Origin of the sequence: Pseudomonas sp. HY13-MNA-CIBAN-0226 (genome assembly GCF_040310305.1) — a bacterium.
Taxonomy (GTDB): domain Bacteria; phylum Pseudomonadota; class Gammaproteobacteria; order Pseudomonadales; family Pseudomonadaceae; genus Aquipseudomonas; species Aquipseudomonas gregormendelii.
On sequence record NZ_JBEOPS010000006.1, the window covers coordinates 71,235 to 89,353 of the forward strand.

The 18,119-nt window shown below is 60.8% G+C and carries 16 protein-coding genes; 6 read left to right on the forward strand and 10 right to left on the reverse strand.

Annotated features, from left to right (window positions below):
• Positions 1-162 precede the first annotated feature (162 nt).
• Both cysZ and AAEZ05_RS08320 read left to right on the forward strand, forming a co-directional pair.
• Complete coding sequence (gene cysZ, locus AAEZ05_RS08315) at positions 163-915, forward strand: sulfate transporter CysZ (RefSeq protein WP_045061430.1); 753 nt, start codon at positions 163-165, stop codon at positions 913-915.
• Between the two features lie 39 nt (positions 916-954).
• The gene (locus tag AAEZ05_RS08320) at positions 955-2,154 is read left to right on the forward strand and encodes a glycosyltransferase family 4 protein (protein WP_045061431.1); all 1,200 of its coding nucleotides are present in this window, start codon (positions 955-957) and stop codon (positions 2,152-2,154) included.
• A 217-nt stretch (positions 2,155-2,371) separates the two neighbouring features.
• Here AAEZ05_RS08320 and AAEZ05_RS08325 read toward each other — a convergent pair whose 3' ends face one another.
• From AAEZ05_RS08325 to AAEZ05_RS08335, 3 genes are all read right to left on the reverse strand, one after another.
• A complete protein-coding gene (locus AAEZ05_RS08325; protein ID WP_045061432.1) occupies positions 2,372-3,475 on the reverse strand; it encodes an NADH:flavin oxidoreductase in 1,104 nt (367 codons plus the stop codon).
• A gap of 187 nt (positions 3,476-3,662) precedes the next feature.
• Positions 3,663-4,145 carry a glutathione peroxidase gene (locus AAEZ05_RS08330; RefSeq protein ID WP_350646905.1) on the reverse strand — a complete coding sequence of 161 codons (483 nt, stop codon included), beginning with the start codon at positions 4,143-4,145 and terminating at the stop codon, positions 3,663-3,665.
• A gap of 123 nt (positions 4,146-4,268) precedes the next feature.
• Positions 4,269-4,754 (reverse strand): FKBP-type peptidyl-prolyl cis-trans isomerase, encoded by a 486-nt coding sequence (locus AAEZ05_RS08335; RefSeq protein ID WP_045061434.1) that lies wholly within the window; start codon positions 4,752-4,754, stop codon positions 4,269-4,271.
• Between AAEZ05_RS08335 and AAEZ05_RS08340 the strand changes: the two genes are divergently transcribed.
• The 3 genes from AAEZ05_RS08340 to yihG are packed head-to-tail and all read left to right on the forward strand — an operon-like array spanning position 4,723 to position 8,124.
• Positions 4,723-5,061: a DUF3565 domain-containing protein gene (locus AAEZ05_RS08340; protein WP_045061498.1), complete on the forward strand. Its 339-nt coding sequence runs from the start codon at positions 4,723-4,725 to the stop codon at positions 5,059-5,061. The two genes, AAEZ05_RS08335 and AAEZ05_RS08340, sit on opposite strands and share 32 nt — an antisense overlap.
• 57 nt (positions 5,062-5,118) lie before the next feature.
• The gene (pta, locus tag AAEZ05_RS08345; RefSeq protein ID WP_045061435.1) at positions 5,119-7,218 is read left to right on the forward strand and encodes a phosphate acetyltransferase; all 2,100 of its coding nucleotides are present in this window, start codon (positions 5,119-5,121) and stop codon (positions 7,216-7,218) included.
• Positions 7,219-8,124: a 1-acylglycerol-3-phosphate O-acyltransferase, YihG family gene (gene yihG, locus AAEZ05_RS08350; RefSeq protein ID WP_350646906.1), complete on the forward strand. Its 906-nt coding sequence runs from the start codon at positions 7,219-7,221 to the stop codon at positions 8,122-8,124.
• 171 nt (positions 8,125-8,295) lie between these two features.
• Here yihG and cysN read toward each other — a convergent pair whose 3' ends face one another.
• The 3 genes from cysN to AAEZ05_RS08365 all read right to left on the reverse strand — a co-directional run bounded on the left by cysN (position 8,296) and on the right by AAEZ05_RS08365 (position 12,144).
• A complete protein-coding gene (cysN, locus tag AAEZ05_RS08355) occupies positions 8,296-10,194 on the reverse strand; it encodes a sulfate adenylyltransferase subunit CysN (protein ID WP_045061437.1) in 1,899 nt (632 codons plus the stop codon).
• Between the two features lie 9 nt (positions 10,195-10,203).
• Positions 10,204-11,121 carry a sulfate adenylyltransferase subunit CysD gene (cysD, locus tag AAEZ05_RS08360; protein ID WP_010463281.1) on the reverse strand — a complete coding sequence of 306 codons (918 nt, stop codon included), beginning with the start codon at positions 11,119-11,121 and terminating at the stop codon, positions 10,204-10,206.
• A 264-nt stretch (positions 11,122-11,385) separates the two neighbouring features.
• A complete protein-coding gene (locus AAEZ05_RS08365) occupies positions 11,386-12,144 on the reverse strand; it encodes a Nif3-like dinuclear metal center hexameric protein (RefSeq protein WP_350646907.1) in 759 nt (252 codons plus the stop codon).
• Between the two features lie 102 nt (positions 12,145-12,246).
• On the opposite strand from AAEZ05_RS08365, the gene algW reads away from it, so the two are divergent.
• Positions 12,247-13,413 (forward strand): Do family serine endopeptidase AlgW, encoded by a 1,167-nt coding sequence (gene algW / locus AAEZ05_RS08370; protein ID WP_045061439.1) that lies wholly within the window; start codon positions 12,247-12,249, stop codon positions 13,411-13,413.
• 119 nt (positions 13,414-13,532) lie between these two features.
• Here the strand turns inward: algW and hisC are convergent, their stop codons facing one another.
• The 4 genes from hisC to murA form a co-directional block, all read right to left on the reverse strand.
• Complete coding sequence (gene hisC / locus AAEZ05_RS08375; RefSeq protein WP_350646908.1) at positions 13,533-14,585, reverse strand: histidinol-phosphate transaminase; 1,053 nt, start codon at positions 14,583-14,585, stop codon at positions 13,533-13,535.
• A 2-nt stretch (positions 14,586-14,587) separates the two neighbouring features.
• Entirely contained in the window at positions 14,588-15,913 is a 1,326-nt protein-coding gene (gene hisD, locus AAEZ05_RS08380; RefSeq protein WP_122837519.1) for a histidinol dehydrogenase, read from the reverse strand.
• A gap of 125 nt (positions 15,914-16,038) precedes the next feature.
• Positions 16,039-16,674, reverse strand: a complete 636-nt coding sequence (gene hisG, locus AAEZ05_RS08385) for an ATP phosphoribosyltransferase (RefSeq protein ID WP_007942738.1) — start codon at positions 16,672-16,674, stop codon at positions 16,039-16,041.
• A gap of 166 nt (positions 16,675-16,840) precedes the next feature.
• On the reverse strand, positions 16,841-18,106 hold the full coding sequence (murA, locus tag AAEZ05_RS08390; RefSeq protein ID WP_205893559.1) for a UDP-N-acetylglucosamine 1-carboxyvinyltransferase: 1,266 nt from the start codon (positions 18,104-18,106) through the stop codon (positions 16,841-16,843).
• Between the last annotated feature and the right edge of the window lie 13 nt (positions 18,107-18,119).

Below are 18,119 nucleotides of genomic sequence, written 5' to 3' on the forward strand. Positions count from 1 at the left end.
TAAGGAAATACGCAATAACAATCCAGCTCATAGGTGGTCTCTATCCGGTACCGCGACTGTATAGACTAATTTGTTAAAGCTGATGTCGACGCTGCCACGGCGCTTTCGCCACCCGGGCAAAGCCGGTAAGGTCGGCGCGTTTCCCCTAGCTCGGAGCCCCTTATGCCCGCCCCCGTTCTCTCTGGCCCGCAATACCTGCGTGAAGGCCTCAAGCTGGTCCTGAGCCCCGGCCTGCGTTTGTTCGTGCTGTTGCCGCTGATGATCAACTTGATACTGTTCGTCGGATTGATCTACCTGGCCAGCCATCAGTTCAGCCTGTGGGTTGATACGCTGATGCCGTCCCTACCCGAGTGGCTGAGTTTTCTCAGTTACATCCTGTGGCCGATTTTTGTCGTGCTGGTGGTGTTAATGGTGTTTTTCACCTTCACCATGCTGGCCAATATCATCGCGGCCCCCTTCAATGGCTTCCTCGCGGAAAAAGTTGAAGTGGTGGTGCGCGGCACCGACGACTTCCCCGCTTTCAGCTGGGGTGAGCTGATCGCCATGATCCCGCGCACCCTGGCCCGGGAAATGCGCAAGCTTGGCTACTTCCTGCCCCGGGCGCTTGGGCTGTTCATCCTGTCGTTCATCCCGGTGGTCAACATCATCGCCGCGCCGCTGTGGCTGCTGTTCGGGGTGTGGATGATGGCGATCCAGTACATCGACTACCCGGCGGATAACCACAAGCTGGGCTGGAACGAGATGCTTGCCTGGCTGCGCGAAAAGCGCTGGCAGAGCATGAGTTTTGGCGGGAGCGTTTACCTGGTGCTGCTGATTCCGGTGGTCAATATCCTGATGATGCCGGCGGCCGTCGCGGGCGCAACGTTGTTCTGGGTGCGTGAACGTGGCGCGGAAAACCTGGTGACCCAGCGCTGACTGTTCACAAATCCATCATTTCTCCGTCACACCGACGACATGGCCCCAGCCGACACTGGGGTCATGACGACAGCTCTGCATATCACCCTGATCACCGAAACCTTCCCTCCCGAAATCAACGGCGTGGCCAACACCCTTGGCCGTTTGTGCGACGGCTTGCGCGCGCGCGGGCATCGCGTGGAGCTGGTGCGGCCGCGCCAGAATGGCGACCAGCAAATGGTTGGCGACGATGAGTTGCTGCTGTGCCGGGGCTGGCCGCTACCGGGTTATCCAGGGTTGCAGTGGGGGCAGTCGTCGATGCACAAGTTGCTGCGGCGCTGGCAGCACCATCGCCCGGATGTGCTCTACATCGCGACGGAAGGACCGCTGGGGTTGTCCGCGCTGCGCGCTGCACGCCGCCTGGGCATTGCGGTGGTCAGCGGGTTTCACACCAATTTCCAGCAGTACTCCAGCCAGTATGGCTTCGGCCTGCTGACCCGCCTGCTGACTCACTACCTGCGCTGGTTTCACAACCGTTCGAGCCTGACGCTGGTGCCCAGTGTGAGTCAGCGCATGGAGCTGGAGCGTCGGCATTTCGAGCGGTTGGCGTTGCTGTCCCGCGGGGTCGACAGCCAGTTGTTTCATCCGACCCGGCGTTTGCCGGCGCTGCGTGAACAGTGGGGCCTGGCCGAGCGCGACATCGCGGTGATCCATGTCGGTCGCCTGGCGCCGGAGAAAAACCTGGGCCTGCTCAAGCGGTGTTTCGATACGTTGAAGGCGAGTTATCCACAGAAGAATCTGAAACTGATCGTGATCGGTGACGGCCCGCAACGGGCTGCGCTCGAAAAGGAACTGCCACATGCGATCTTCTGCGGGGCCCAGCGCGGTGAAGTCCTGGCCAGTCACTATGCCTCGGGGGATGTGTTTCTGTTTCCGAGCATGACCGAGACCTTCGGCAATGTAGTGCTTGAGGCGCTGGCTTCGGGCCTGGGCGTGGTGGCGTACGATCAAGCTGCAGCGGCCCAGCATATTCGTCATGGCTACAACGGGGTGCTGGCGATGCCTGGGGATGAAGATGCGTTTTGCGATGCGGCGGCATGGTTGCTGGAGGAGCGCGAGACGTTGCGCTGCGTGCGTCTGAACGCCAGGCAGCATGCCAGTCGCCAGGGCTGGCCGGCGATTATCGAGCAGTTTGAGGGGCAGTTGCGGGGGGCTTGTGAGGGGGAGCACGTGGTGCCAAATGCACCAACCTCACCCTGAGCCCAGGGTGACATTGAGTCAGTCATCGCCAGCAGGCTGGCTCCCACAAGGGGTCTGCGGTGTACTCAAAACCTGTTAAAGCCAGTCTGCTGGTTCACAGGGATCTGCGGTGTACACAAAACCTGTTAAAGCCAGCCTTCTGGTTCACAGGGGTCTGCGGTGTACACAAAACCTGTGGGAGCCAGCCTGCTGGCGATGGGGCCTTCCCAGTTGACGCTTAAACCAGCGTCATCAACGCCTCACGGCTGAACGGCAAGATATCTTCCTCACGCCCATCGCGCACTTTCTGCGCCCAGTCCGGATCCACCAGCAACGCGCGCCCCACCGCCACCAGGTCGAACTCGTCGTTGTTCAAGCGTTCCAGCAGCTTTTCCAGGCTGGCAGGCTGAGCGATCTTGTCGGTGTTGACCATGAACTGCAGGAACTCGCCATCCAGGCCCACGCTGCCCACGGTGATGGTCGGTTTGCCAGTGAGTTTGCGAGCCCAGCCTGCCAGGTTCAGTTCGGAACCGTCGAACTCCGGCTCCCAGAAACGGCGCGTCGAGCAGTGGAAAATATCCACGCCGGCGTCGGACAGCGGCTGGAGGAATTCACCCAGCGCTTGCGGGGTCTGCACCAGGCGGGCGGTGTAGTCCTGCTGCTTCCACTGGGAGAAGCGGAAGATGATCGGGAAGCCTTCACCGACCGCGGCACGCACCGCTTGAATCAATTCGATGGCAAAGCGCGAACGATTGGCCAGGCTGCCACCGTACTCGTCGGTGCGCTGGTTGCTGCCTTCCCAGAAGAACTGATCGACCAGATAGCCGTGGGCCCCGTGGATTTCCACGCCGTCCATGCCAATGCTTTGTGCATCCTTGGCCGCCTGGGCAAATGCGGCGATGACTTCCTGGATGTCCTGTTTGCTCATGCCGTGAACCACGACCTGACCGTCCTTCAGCTTTTCCGAGGGACCGTAGCCCGGCACGCTGGCGTCCGGCTCGGTGCCGGTGCGCCGCACACTGCCGACATGCCACAGCTGAGGCACGATCTTGCCGCCTTCGGCGTGCACCGCATCGACCACTTTCTTCCAGCCGGCCAATGCAGCCTCACCATAGAAGTGCGGCACGTTCGGGTAGCCATTGGAGGCCTTGTGATCGACCGTGGTGCCTTCGGTAATGATCAGGCCAACGCCGGCGGCAGCACGTCGACGGTAGTACTCGATCACTTTGGCATTGGGCACGCCACCTGGGGAGAACGAACGAGTCATCGGCGCCATGACGACGCGGGTCGGCAATTGGAGAGTGCCGAGGTGGAACGGTTTGAACAGGGCTTTGACGGGCATGAGGACGCTCCACGGGGGACAGGCTTTATGACAGCCATAATATGGAGAACATCGAGGGCTGAACAGCATTATTGATTTAAGTGATTTAGGATCAGAAACGAAAAGATCGCAGCCTTCGGCAGCTCCTACAGGGAATGTGAACACCCGTAGGAGCTGCCGCCGGCTGCGATCTTTTGATCTTTCTTTTTCAGCTCAGCGCTTTCTCGATCGCCTGGATCACAGAAGCATCATCCGGCGCCGTGCGCGGCGAGAACCGCGCCAGCACGCGGCCGTCCTTGCCCAGCAGGAATTTCTCAAAGTTCCAGGTGATGTCCCCTGGAAACTCAGCCCCCTCGCCCGCCAGCAGGCGATACAACTGATGACGATCGTGCCCGTTCACTTCCAGCTTGCTGGACAACGGAAACGTCACGCCATCGTTCAGGCTGCAGAATTCCTGGATCTCCTGCTCAGTCCCCGGTTCCTGCCCGGCAAACTGGTTGCACGGCAGCCCGAGCACGCTGAAACCTTTGTCCTTGTACTGCTGGTAAAGGTTTTCCAGCGCCGCGTATTGCGGAGTCAGGCCACATTTGGAGGCAACGTTCACCACCAGCACGACGCGCCCTTTGAAAGGCGCCAGCGGTAGCTCCTGACCATCCAGGGCTGTCAATTTAAGGTCGTGAAAAGCGCTCATGACGAACTCCAAATTCCCGTGTTCTTCTCGAAACAGCTACCTGGCGGCGCTGCCATGGACAACCGCGGACTAAAAAAGGCGCCCTCGGGCGCCTCTCCAGTTCTCTGAGCTTAGCGCAGAAAATCAGTGGTGATGACCACCTTCGCCATGGACGTGACCATGGGCAACTTCTTCCTGGCTGGCGTCACGGATGTCGATGATCTTGACCTGGAAATTCAGGCGCTGACCGGCCAACGGGTGGTTGCCGTCGACAGTCACGTCGTCGCCGTCCAGATCGCGAATGGTGACGATCTGCATCTGGCCGTCCGGAGCGGAAGCGTGGAACTGCATGCCCACTTCCAGTTCGTCGACGCCTTCGAACATGCTGCGGCTCAGGGTGCTGACCAGTTCGGCAGCGTACTCGCCGTAAGCGTCTTCAGGTTCAACGGCAACGGTCAGTTCATCACCAACTGCCTTGCCTTCCAGGGCTTTTTCCAGGCCTGGAATGATATTGCCTGCGCCTTGCAGGTAAACCAGCGGCGCGCCGCCGGCGGAGCTGTCGATGACCTCACCAGCGTCGTTGGTCAGGGTATAGTCGATGGAGACAGCCTTATTGGCGGCGATCAGCATGGGGCGAGACCTTTTGCAGAAGAATATAGAAAGGCCAAGTTTAGCGAAGCAATCGCCCGAAAGCGAACACAACCCGGACAGACGGATGACGATGCAGGACTCCAGGGTTACAGGTTTCCATCAGGACGAGGACGGGCACTGGGTTGCCGAGCTTTCCTGCGGCCATACCCAGCACCTGCGCCACCAGCCGCCATGGCAATCCCGGGCCTGGGTCATGGACCCGGCGCAGCGCATTGAAAAAATAGGACAGCCCTTTGCTTGCGGTTGGTGCGCACAAGGCCCGGTTAGCGATAACCTTGGCGACTGAATGTCGGTAGACCTCCAAAAATAGAAGGTCACCCCTGCGCTCCCTTAGAGAATCCGCATGCAAACTTTTTTTATCGCGCCCACCGATTTTGGTGTGGGTCTGACCTCCATCAGCCTCGGGCTGGTGCGTACCCTTGAGCGAGCCGGTCTCAAAGTCGGCTTTTTCAAACCGATCGCCCAACCGCACCCGGGCGACACCGGGCCTGAACGCTCCACCGAACTGGTGGCGCGCACCCATGGCCTCAAACCGCCCCAGCCGCTGGGCCTGGCCCACGTCGAACGCATGCTGGGCGACGGTCAGCTCGATGAGCTGCTCGAAGAAATCATCACGCTCTATCAACAGGCAGCGATCGGCAAGGACGTGCTGATCGTCGAAGGCATGGTCCCGACCCGCAGTGCCAGCTACGCTGCGCGAGTCAATCTGCACCTGGCCAAGAGCCTGGACGCCGACGTGATCCTGGTCTCGGCGCCGGAAAACGAAGTGCTCACCGAACTGTCCGGCCGTGTGGAATTGCAGGCGCAGTTGTTTGGTGGCCCCAAGGACCCGAAAGTCCTCGGCGTGATCCTCAACAAGGTCAAGACCGATGAAAGCATGGAAGTCTTCGCCTCACGCCTGAAGGAACACTCGCCATTGCTGCGCAGCGGTGATTTCAAACTGCTCGGGTGCATCCCGTTCCAGCCGGAACTCAACGCCCCCCGCACCCGCGACGTCGCCGACCTGATGGGCGCGCAGATTCTCAACGCCGGGGATTACGAAACCCGGCGCATGAGCAAAATCATCATCTGCGCGCGTACCATGCGCAACACTGTCGAGCTGCTCAAGCCCGGCGTGCTGGTGGTCACCCCGGGCGACCGCGATGACATCATCCTCGCCGTCAGCCTCGCCGCCATGAACGGCGTACCGCTGGCCGGCCTGCTGCTGACCAGCGACACCCTGCCCGACCCGCGCATCATGGACTTGTGCCGCGGCGCCTTGCAGGCCGGCCTGCCCGTGCTGTCGGTGAGCACCGGTTCATACGACACTGCCAACCAGTTGAACGGGCTGAATAAGGAGATCCCGATCGACGACCGCGAGCGCGCGGAGATCATCACCGACTTCGTCGCCAGCCACCTCGACGCCAACTGGCTGCACCAGCGCTGCGGTACTCCGCGGGAAATGCGCCTGTCGCCGGCAGTGTTCCGCTATCAACTGATCCAGCGCGCCCAGGCCGCCAACAAGCGCATCGTATTGCCTGAGGGCAGCGAGCCGTTGACCGTACAGGCGGCGGCCATCTGCCAGGCCCGCGGCATCGCCCGTTGCGTGCTCCTGGCCAAGCCCGCAGACGTCGAAGCCGTGGCCCGTGCGCACGATATCGAGCTGCCGCCGGGGCTGGAAATTCTCGACCCGGACCTGATCCGCGAGCGCTATGTCGAGCCGATGGTCGCGCTGCGTAAAAGCAAAAGCCTCAACGCGCCGATGGCCGAGCAGCAACTGGAAGACACCGTGGTGATCGGCACCATGATGCTGGCGCTGGACGAGGTCGACGGGCTGGTGTCCGGGGTCATCCACTCCACCGCCAACACCATCCGCCCGGCCCTGCAGCTGATCAAGACCGCGCCGGGCTGCACCCTGGTGTCATCGGTGTTCTTTATGTTGTTTCCGGAAGAGGTGCTGGTCTACGGCGACTGCGTGATGAACCCGCACCCGAGCGCCAGCGAACTGGCCGAGATCGCTCTGCAAAGTGCCGACTCGGCGGCGGCTTTCGGCATCACTCCGCGGGTGGCGATGATCAGCTATTCCAGCGGCGAATCCGCCAGCGGTGAAGAAGTCGAGAAAGTCCGCGAAGCGACATTGCTCGCCCACGAACAGCAGAACTCGCTGCTGATCGACGGCCCCCTGCAGTACGACGCTGCCGCCAACGAAACCGTGGCCCGGCAACTGGCGCCGAACAGCCAGGTTGCCGGTCGCGCCACGGTGTTCGTGTTTCCCGACCTGAACACCGGCAACACCACACACAAAGCCGTGCAGCGCAGCGCCGACTGCGTCAGCCTCGGGCCGATGCTGCAAGGCCTGCGCAAACCGGTGAACGACCTGCCGCGCGGCGCGCAGGTCGACGACATCGTCTACACCATCGCGTTGACCGCGATCCAAGCCGCCAACCGACCTATGGATCTTTAAATGCTGGGTTTCCTGCCTGCCGCCGTGCGCGGCGTGATCGCATCGCTATTGCTGGCGCTCAATACCATCCTGCTGTGCTCGTTCCTGTTCTGCGTGGCGATCTTCAAGGTGCTGCCCTTCGCCATCACCCAGCGCTTCACGCGCTGGCTGATGAGCCATACCCATGAAGCCTGGATCAGCAACAACAAGGCCTGGATGAACCTGGTCTGCCGCACCCGCTGGCACCTCAGCGGCCTGGAAGGCCTGGACTATCAGCACTCCTACCTGATCACCAGCAACCACCAGAGCTGGGTCGACATCATGGTGCTGCAGTACGTGCTCAACCGCCGCATCCAGCCGCTGAAGTTCTTTCTCAAGCAGGAGCTGATCTGGGTCCCGGTGATCGGCCTGGCATGGTGGGCCCTGGGCTTCCCGTTCATGAAGCGCTACTCCAAGGCCTACCTGGAAAAGCACCCGGAGAAGAAAGGCAAAGACCTGGAAACCACCCGCAAGACCTGCGCGAAATTTCGCAACTACCCGGTAGGCATGTTCAACTTCGCCGAAGGCACGCGCTTCACCGAAGGTAAACACGCACAGCAGAAATCACCCTTCAAATACCTGCTCAAACCCAAGGCCGGCGGCATTGCGTTTGTGCTGGATGCGATGGGTGAGCAGCTGGAGTCGATCGTCAACGTGACCATTCACTATCCGGGCGGGCGTCCGGGGTATTGGGATCTGTTGTGCGGGAACGTGCAGGATGTGGTGGTGCACTTCCAGGAGTTGAAAATTCCACCGGAGTTCATCGGCAAGAATTATGAGCAGGATGGGGAGTACCGGTTGCAGTTCCAGGGCTGGATCAATCAGCTATGGGAAGACAAGGATGCACTGTTGGAGCAGATGCATCGCAAATATCCAGCCAAACACTGATCTCCTGTGGGAGCCAGCCTGCTGGTGATAGCGGATTCACATTCAGCAGATGGGTTGACTGAAACACCGCAATCGCCAGCGGGCTGGCTCCCACAGTTGACCGAGTTGACCCGAAACAAAAAACCCGCCGGATGATCACTCATCGGCGGGTTTTTTATTAACGGCTAACGCTTAGATCGCGCCACGCTGACGCAGCAGATCCAGCACCTGCTTGACGCTTTCTTCCAGCGACAGGGACTGGGTATCGACTACCAGGTCGGCATCCAGCGGCACGTCGTACGGGAAGGATTCACCCGGGATGTTGTCACCTGCCGCGGCGTACAGGCCTTGCGGGTCACGCTCGGCACAGACCGCTGGCGAGGCCTGGACGTAGACCGTCAGCAGGCGCTCCTTGCCGATCAGGTCCTTGGCCTGTTCGCGGCCTTCGGCGCTCGGTGCGACGAATGCGGCGAGGGTCAGCAGGCCGGCTTCGTTGAACTGACGCGCAACGTGTGCGGCACGGCGCCAGTTCTCGGTGCGTCCGGCGCGATCCTGTGGCAGACCCTTGTTCAGGTCGTGACGCAGGTTCTGGCCATCCAGTACGAACACCGCACGGCCCATGTCGAACAACTTGCGTTCAACCGCGTAGGCCAGGGTGCTTTTGCCCGCGCCCGACAGCCCGCTGAACAACACGGTTGCCGGTTGCTGGCCGAAGCGCTGGGCGCGTTCTTCGGTGGCCACGTGAGCCAGTTTGCCGTGGTGCGTGCTGCTGCCATGAGCCAACGGCTGGGCGATGATCATGCCGGCGGCGACAGTGCCATTGGTCAGGCGATCGATGACGATGAACGAACCCGTGGTGCGGTTGCTGGCGTAACCGTCCAGCGCGATCTCCGCGTCGAGGCTCACCTTGACCCGACCGATCTCGTTCAGTTGCAACGAGCTGGCAGGTCCTTCTTCCAGGGTGTTCACGTCAACACGGTTAACGATGCTGGTGATCGAACCCGGCACGTAAGTGGTGGCGCGCTTGATGTCGTATTTCTTGCCCGGCAGCATCGGCTCTTCCGCCATCCACACCAGCATGGCGTCGAACGCGTCAGTGACTTGCGGCAGGTTGTCGGCGTGCACCAGCAGGTCACCGCGGGAGATGTCGATCTCGTCTTCCATGGTCAGCGTTACCGCCTGACCAGGACCGGCGTGCTCCAGTTCACCCTCGAAGGTGACGATGGATTTCACACGGCTGCTCTTGCCCGACGGCAGCACAACGACTTCATCGCCCTTGTGCACGACGCCGCTGGCCAGGGTGCCGGCGAAACCACGGAAGTTCAGGTTGGGACGGTTGACGTACTGCACCGGGAAACGCAGGTCGGTGTAGTTGCGGTCGTTGGCGATCTCGACGGTTTCCAGGATCTCCATCAGCGACTGGCCGGTGTACCACGGCGAACGCTCGGATTTGTTCACCACGTTGTCGCCCTTGAGAGCGGACATCGGCACGAAGGCCATGGTGGTCGGTTTGAAGGCGATACCTTCGGCAAACTTCAGGTAATCGGCCTTGATCGACTCGAACACGCTTTCGTCGAAGCCATTGAGGTCCATCTTGTTGATGGCGACCACGATGTGCTTGATGCCCAGTAACGAGGCGATGAAGCTGTGGCGACGGGTCTGGGTCTGCACGCCGTAACGGGCATCAACCAGGATGATCGCCAGGTCACAGGTGGACGCACCGGTGGCCATGTTGCGCGTGTACTGCTCATGGCCCGGGGTATCGGCGATGATGAATTTGCGCTTGGCGGTAGAGAAATAGCGGTAGGCGACATCGATGGTGATGCCTTGCTCACGCTCGGCCTGCAGGCCGTCGACCAGCAACGCCAGGTCGATGTCTTCGCCGGTGGTGCCAACTTTTTTCGAGTCGCGGGTGATGGCTTCCAGGTGATCTTCGTAGATCATCTTGGAGTCGTGCAGCAGGCGCCCGATCAGGGTGCTCTTGCCGTCGTCGACGTTGCCACAGGTCAGGAAGCGCAGCATTTCCTTGCGTTCGTGCTGGCCCAGGTAGGCGAGGATGTCCTCGCTGATCAAATCAGATACGTGCGACATGACAACCCCTTAGAAATAACCCTGACGTTTCTTTTCTTCCATCGAGCCTGCGCCATCGTGGTCGATGACCCGGCCCTGGCGTTCGGAAGTTCGCGTCAGGAGCATTTCCTGAATGATGTCGGTCAGGCTGGTGGCCTCGGACTCGACCGCGCCGGTCAGCGGGTAGTCACCCAGTGTGCGGAAACGGACTTTCTTCTTGACGATGCGCGCCTTGTCTTCGTCGCTCAGGTGATTGAGCAGGCGTTCGTCGTCGATCATGATCCAGGTGCCATTCATCTCGATGACGTCGCGCTCGGCGGCGAAATACAGCGGCACAATCGGGATGCCTTCGAGGTAGATGTACTGCCAGATGTCCAGTTCGGTCCAGTTCGACAACGGGAACACACGAATGGATTCGCCTTTGTTGACGTTGCCGTTATAGACGTTCCACAGCTCCGGGCGCTGGTTTTTCGGGTCCCAACGGTGCTTGGTATCGCGGAAGGAATACACGCGCTCTTTGGCGCGGGATTTTTCTTCATCGCGACGGGCACCACCGAAGGCGGCGTCGAAGCCGTATTTGTCGAGGGCCTGCTTGAGGCCTTCGGTCTTCATGATGTCGGTGTGCTTGGCGCTGCCGTGGGTCAGCGGGTTGATGCCCTGCGCGACGCCATCGGGGTTCACGTGCACCAGCAGGTCGAGGCCGAGTTCTTCGACCATGCGGTCGCGGAACGCGTACATCTCCTTGAACTTCCACCGGGTGTCCACGTGCATGACCGGGAACGGCAGCTTGCCTGGGAAGAATGCCTTGCGCGCAAGGTGCAGCATCACGGCGGAGTCTTTACCGACGGAGTACAGCATCACCGGGTTATCGAACTCGGCGGCGACCTCGCGGATGATGTGGATGCTTTCGGCCTCCAGCTGTTTCAGATGCGTCAGTTTGTCGACCATGGCTACTCACGAAAACGATCTTATGGACGGCCAGCGGGCCGTGTTCGAGCGGGGAATCCTAGCACAGCGACCTCTTCTAATCAGGACGCTGGCTAGATCGAAAGGGTATATGAATATACCCCCGCGTTTGGCCGCTACTACGCCTGGCTGATTGGCACACCACCCCGGTAGGAGCTGCCCAAGGCTGCGATCTTTTGACGTTGTTTTTTTAAGATCAAAAGATCGCAGCCTTCGGCAGCTCCTACGCAAGGAATTGCGATTCAATCAGATCGGGTTCGGGCAATCGATGAAGATGTGTTCCAGCGCAAAGCGTCGCGCCAGGTAGTCGCCCAGGGCCTGCACGCCGTAACGCTCGGTGGCATGGTGGCCGGCGGCGATGAAGCTGATGTCGTTTTCCCGGGCGCTGTGGAAGGTCTGCTCGGACGCTTCGCCACTGAGGTACAGGTCAACGCCGGCCAGCACGGCCTGGTCGATGTAGCCCTGGCCGCCGCCGGTGCACCAGCCGACGCGGCGGATCATCTCGCTGCCTTCGATCAGCAACGGCCCGCGCCCCATGACTTCCTGCACTCGACGGGCGAAATCCCGGGGTGTCATCGGCTCGCTGAGGGAGCCGACCAGGCCGACAATCTTCAGGTTGTCCGGATCCAGCGGGCCTTCCACGGTGATGTCCAGCTGACGGGCAAGCTGGACGTTGTTGCCGACATCCGGGTGCAGGTCCAGTGGCAGGTGATACGCCAACAGGCTGATGTCGTGCTTGAGCAGGGTTTTCAGCCGACGCTGCTTCATGCCGGTGACGCAGGGGTTCTCGCCCTTCCAGAAATAACCGTGATGCACCAGCACCAGGTCGGCCTGGGCTTCGACCGCCGCGTCCAGCAGCGCCTGGCTCGCGGTGACGCCACTGACGATACGCATCACCTGCGGTCGACCTTCGACCTGCAACCCATTGGGGCAATAATCGGCAATCCTGGCGCTGTTCAGGTAACGGTCAGCTTCTTCGACCAGGGTGCTCAGGGCGACGGCCATAAAAGACTCCTAAATATCCCGTTCAGAGGCGCGCGCGGCCTCGTATAATGCGCGTCATTATGGGCGGTCTCATACCGCCTGCAACCTTTCAGGACGTGCTTAATGCTCAAGGCGCTGCGTTTTTCCGGCTGGCCGCTGTTGGCCGGCGTGCTTATCGCTCTGTTGATCATCCAGCGCTACCCGCAATGGGTCGGGCTTCCAAGCCTCGATGTGAATCTGCAGCAAGCCCCGCAAACCACCAGCGTGCAGCAAGGTCCGGTGTCCTATGCCGACGCGGTGACCACGGCCGCGCCATCGGTGGTCAACCTCTACACCACCAAAGTCATCAACAAACCGAACCACCCGCTGTTCGAGGACCCGCAGTTCCGCCGGTTCTTCGGCGACAACTCGCCCAAGCAGAAACGCATGGAATCGAGCCTGGGTTCGGGCGTGATCATGAGTCCCGAAGGCTATCTGCTGACCAACAACCACGTCACCAGCGGTGCCGACCAGATTGTCGTGGCCCTGAAGGATGGCCGGGAAACCCTGGCCCGGGTGATTGGCAGCGATCCGGAAACCGATCTCGCGGTATTGAAGATCGACCTCAAGAACCTCCCGTCGATCACCGTCGGGCGCTCTGACAATATCCGCATCGGCGACGTCGCCCTGGCCATCGGCAACCCATTCGGTGTCGGCCAGACCGTGACCATGGGCATCATCAGCGCCACTGGCCGTAACCAGCTGGGCCTGAACAACTACGAAGACTTCATTCAGACCGACGCCGCGATCAACCCCGGCAACTCCGGCGGCGCGCTGGTCGATGCCAACGGCAACCTGACCGGAATCAACACGGCGATCTTCTCCAAGTCCGGCGGCTCCCAGGGCATCGGCTTCGCCATCCCGGTCAAACTGGCGATGGAAGTGATGAAGTCGATCATCGAACACGGCCAGGTAATTCGCGGCTGGCTCGGCATCGAAGTACAGCCCCTGACCCAGGAACTGGCCGAGTCATTTGGCCTGTCGGGGCGCCCGGGTATCGTGGTCGCAGGGATTTTCCGCGATGGCCCGGCGCAGAAAGCCGGCCTGCAACTGGGCGACGTAATTCTCGCGATCGACGGCGAACCAGCCGGCGACGGCCGTCGCTCCATGAACCAGGTGGCGCGGATCAAGCCGACGGACAAGGTGACCATTCAGGTGATGCGCAACGGCAAAGAGATCAAGCTCACCGCCGAAATCGGTCTGCGTCCGCCACCGGCACCGGCCCCGGTCAAAGAGAAAGAAGAAGAGTAAGCAGCACACAACACTGTGGGAGCGAGCCTGCTCGCGATGAGGGCATAACGTTCAACATCATCGTTGACTGTCAAGCCGCTATCGCGAGCAGGCTCGCTCCCACAGGATCGGGGGATGGCTTACAGGTTGCCGAGGCCGCCGATCAGCGCCTGGTTCTGCTCCGGCGTACCGATGGAGATCCGCAGGAACTGCGCAATGCGCTCCTGCTTGAAGTGCCGGACGATCACGCCTTGTTCGCGTAACTTGGCTGCCAGGCCCGCTGCGTCGTGCTGCGGATGACGGGCGAAAATGAAGTTGGCTGCCGACGGCAACACTTCAAACCCCTTGCCTTCCAATTGCGCGACGACCCACTCACGGTGCTCGATGACCAACCGGCAAGTCTTGTCGAAGTAATCGCGATCCTCGAACGCCGCCGCCGCCCCGACATTCGCCAGGCGATCCAGCGGATAGGAGTTGAAGCTGTTTTTGATTCGCTCCAGTGCCTCGATCAGGTCCGGATGGCCTACCGCCAAACCTACCCGCAAGCCTGCCAGCGACCGGGATTTGGACAGGGTCTGGGTCACCAGCAGGTTCGGATAACGATCCACCAAAGTGATCGCGGTCTCACCGCCGAAGTCGATGTACGCCTCATCCACCACCACCACCGAATCCGGACTGGCCTTGAGAATTTGCTCCACTGCATCCAGTGCCAGCAGGCAACCGGTGGGCGCGTTCGGGTTCGGAAAGATGACCCCGCCGTTCGGCCTGGCATAGTCCGCCGGATTGATCTGAAACTGTTCATCCAGCGGCACCGCATCGAACTTGATGCCGTATAGCCCGCAATACACCGGATAGAAGCTGTAGCTGATGTCCGGGAACAGCAGCGGCTTATCGTGCTGCAGCAAGCCATGGAAAATGTGCGCCAGGACTTCATCGGAACCGTTGCCCAGGAACACCTGGTTAGCCTGCACTGCGTAGTAACGGGCAACGGCTTGCTTGAGCACATCGCTGTTCGGGTCCGGGTACAGACGCAGGTTGTCATTCAATTCGGTTTGCATCGCCGCCAGGGCCTTGGGCGAAGGACCGTACGGGTTTTCATTGGTGTTGAGTTTCACCAGCTTGGTCAGCTTGGGCTGCTCGCCCGGCACGTAAGGCACCAGGTCCTTGACGAAGGGGCTCCAGAATTTACTCATGTTCAGTTCCCCTTCTGATCGTCGACGATGCGGTATTCGGCACTGCGCGCGTGGGCGGTCAGCGACTCGCCACGGGCCAGCACGGAGGCCGTTTTGCCCAATTCGGAAGCACCCTGCTCGGAGCAGAAGATGATCGAGGAGCGTTTCTGGAAATCGTACACACCCAACGGTGAGGAGAACCGCGCGGTGCCGGAAGTCGGCAATACGTGGTTGGGGCCTGCGCAGTAATCGCCCAGGGCCTCGGAGGTGTGACGACCCATGAAGATCGCGCCCGCGTGACGAATCAACGGCAGCCAGGCCTGTGGATCAGCCACCGATAGCTCCAGGTGTTCCGGGGCGATGCGGTTGGCCACTTCGATGGCCTGGTTCATGTCCTCGACCAGAATCAGGGCGCCACGGCCATTGATCGAGGTTTCGATGATCTCGGCACGCTCCATGGTCGGCATCAGTTTGTTGATGCTCGCGGCCACCTTGTCGAGGAATTCGGCGTCAGGGCTGACCAGAATCGCCTGGGCGTCTTCGTCGTGCTCAGCCTGGGAAAACAGGTCCATGGCGATCCAGTCCGGATCGGTCTGGCCGTCGCACACCACGAGGATCTCCGAAGGGCCGGCAATCATGTCGATACCGACCTGGCCGAACACGTGGCGCTTGGCGGTGGCGACATAGATGTTGCCAGGGCCGACGACCTTGTCGACCTTCGGCACGCTCTCGGTGCCATAGGCCAATGCGGCAACGGCCTGGGCCCCGCCAATGGTGAACACCCGGTCCACGCCGGCGATGCACGCCGCCGCCAGCACCAGCTCATTGAGCTCGCCACGCGGGGTGGGTACTACCATGACCACTTCGGTCACGCCAGCCACCTTGGCGGGAATGGCATTCATCAGTACCGAAGACGGATACGACGCCTTGCCTCCCGGCACGTACAGGCCAGCGCGGTCCAGCGGAGTAACCTTCTGGCCCAGCACGGTGCCATCGGCCTCGGTGTAGCTCCAGGAGTCCTGCTTCTGTTTCTCGTGGTAGCTGCGCACCCGGGTGGCCGCTTTTTCCAGGGCTTCGCGCTGAGCGATGGTGATACGCGTGAGCGCCAGTTCCAGGCGCTCGCGCGGCAGGATCAGGTCGGCCATCGAGGCCACTTCCAGGCCGTCGAACTTCTGGGTGAACTCCACCAGGGCGGCGTCGCCACGCTCGCGCACGGCTTTGATGATGTCCAGCACCCGCTGATTGACCGAGTCGTCAGACACACTTTCCCAGCTCAGCAGATGATCCAGATGATGCGCAAAATCCGGGTCAGCAGCGTTGAGTCGGCGAATTGCAGTCGGTGCGGTCATAGCGAGAGCCTCATAGGAATGGCAAAAACTCAGGCGCCCTAACTTAGCAGTCGTTTCCGCTTGGGCACCTGAGATTCTGGCTATGAGGCGGATAGACGGGCGCGACTCAAGGTCGCGCAGGTGACTCAGCCGCGGTGTCGAGACTCCACTGCCTTGCGCAGGGTGTCGATCAACGCCTGGATACGGGCGTGCTGCATTTTCATCGAAGCTTTGTTGACGATCAGCCGGGAGCTGATGTCGGCAATGAAATCCTGAGGTTCCAGGCCATTGGCGCGCAGCGTATTGCCGGTGTCGACCACGTCGATGATCTTGTCCGCCAGACCGATCAGCGGGGCCAGCTCCATCGAGCCGTAGAGCTTGATGATATCGACCTGACGGCCCTGCTCGGCGTAATAACGCTTGGCAACGTTAACGAACTTGGTTGCCACGCGCAGACGGCCCTTGGGCTCGACATCACCGACACGGCCAGCAGTCATCAGCTTGCACAGTGCAATTCGCAGGTCCAGTGGCTCGTACAAGCCCTGGCCGCCGTATTCCATCAACACATCTTTACCGGCGACGCCCAGGTCAGCGGCACCATGCTCGACGTAAGTCGGCACATCGGTAGCGCGCACGATCAGCAAACGTACGTCGGGCTGGGTCGTGGGGATGATCAGCTTGCGGCTCTTGTCCGGATTCTCGGTCGGCACGATGCCCGCTTCAGCCAGAAGCGGCAGGGTGTCATCAAGAATGCGGCCCTTGGACAATGCAATGGTCAACATGGGAAACGTCAGTCCTTAATAAAGGTACTCATGCCCGGTCGCAATCGGCGCCGGACACACATCGAGGCATTCCCGATAACGAAGAATCAGCCTCGATTTGAAACAAATCAGTTAACAGCAAACCGTGGCGAGGGAGTTTGCTCCCTCACCACAGCTGCAGCAGGGACTAGCCCGGTACGCGGCGGATCTTGGCGCCGAGCATCTGCAGTTTCTCTTCGATGCACTCGTAACCACGGTCTATGTGGTAGATGCGATCGATCAGGGTGTCGCCTTCAGCAATCAGCGCGGAGATCACCAGGCTGGCCGAAGCACGCAGGTCGGTGGCCATGACTGGCGCGCCCTTGAGCTTCTCGGTGCCAGTAACGATGGCAGTGTTGCCTTCGACCTGGATCTTGGCGCCCATGCGGTGCAGCTCGTAGACGTGCATGAAACGGTTCTCGAAGATCGTCTCGATCACGGCACCGGTGCCTTCGGCAATGGCGTTGAGCGAAATGAACTGCGCCTGCATGTCAGTCGGGAATGCCGGGTACGGAGCCGTACGCACGTTGACGGCTTTAGGCCGCTTGCCGTGCATGTTCAGCTCGATCCAGTCTTCGCCGCAGGTAATTTCCGCGCCCGCTTCCTTGAGTTTCTCAAGCACCGCTTCAAGGATGGTCGGATCGGTATCCTTGACCTTCACGCGACCGCCGGTAACAGCAGCAGCAACCAGGTAGGTACCGGTTTCGATACGGTCCGGCATTACCTTGTAAGTAGCCGGGTGCAGGCGGTCGACGCCATCAATGGTGATGGTGTCGGTGCCGGCGCCGGTAATCTTGGCGCCCATGGCGATCAGGAAGTTCGCCAGGTCGATGACTTCAGGTTCGCGAGCGGCGTTCTGCAGGACGCTGCGACCCTTGGCCAGCGCAGCGGCCATCATGATGTTCTCGGTACCGGTCACACTGACGGTGTCGAAGAAGAAGTGCGCGCCGCGCAGGCCACCTTCAGGCGCCTTGGCCTTGATGTAGCCACCTTCCACGTCGATCACCGCGCCCATGGCTTCGAGACCGCGGATGTGCAGGTCAACCGGACGCGAGCCGATGGCGCAACCGCCAGGCAGCGCAACTTCGGCTTCGCCGAAACGGGCAACCATCGGGCCCAGTACCAGGATCGACGCACGCATGGTTTTCACCAGTTCGTACGGGGCGATCAGGGTCTTGATGGTGCGCGGGTCGATTTCGACGCTGAGCTTCTCGTCGATCACCGGCTCGATGCCCATGCGGCCGAACAGCTCGATCATGGTGGTGATGTCGTGCAGGTGCGGCAGGTTGGCAACGGTAACCGGGCCATCGCACAGCAAGGTTGCGGCCAGGATCGGCAGGGCGGAGTTCTTTGCCCCGGAGATGCGGATTTCGCCATCAAGACGAACGCCACCAGTAATAATCAGTTTATCCATAAGAATCTCGACG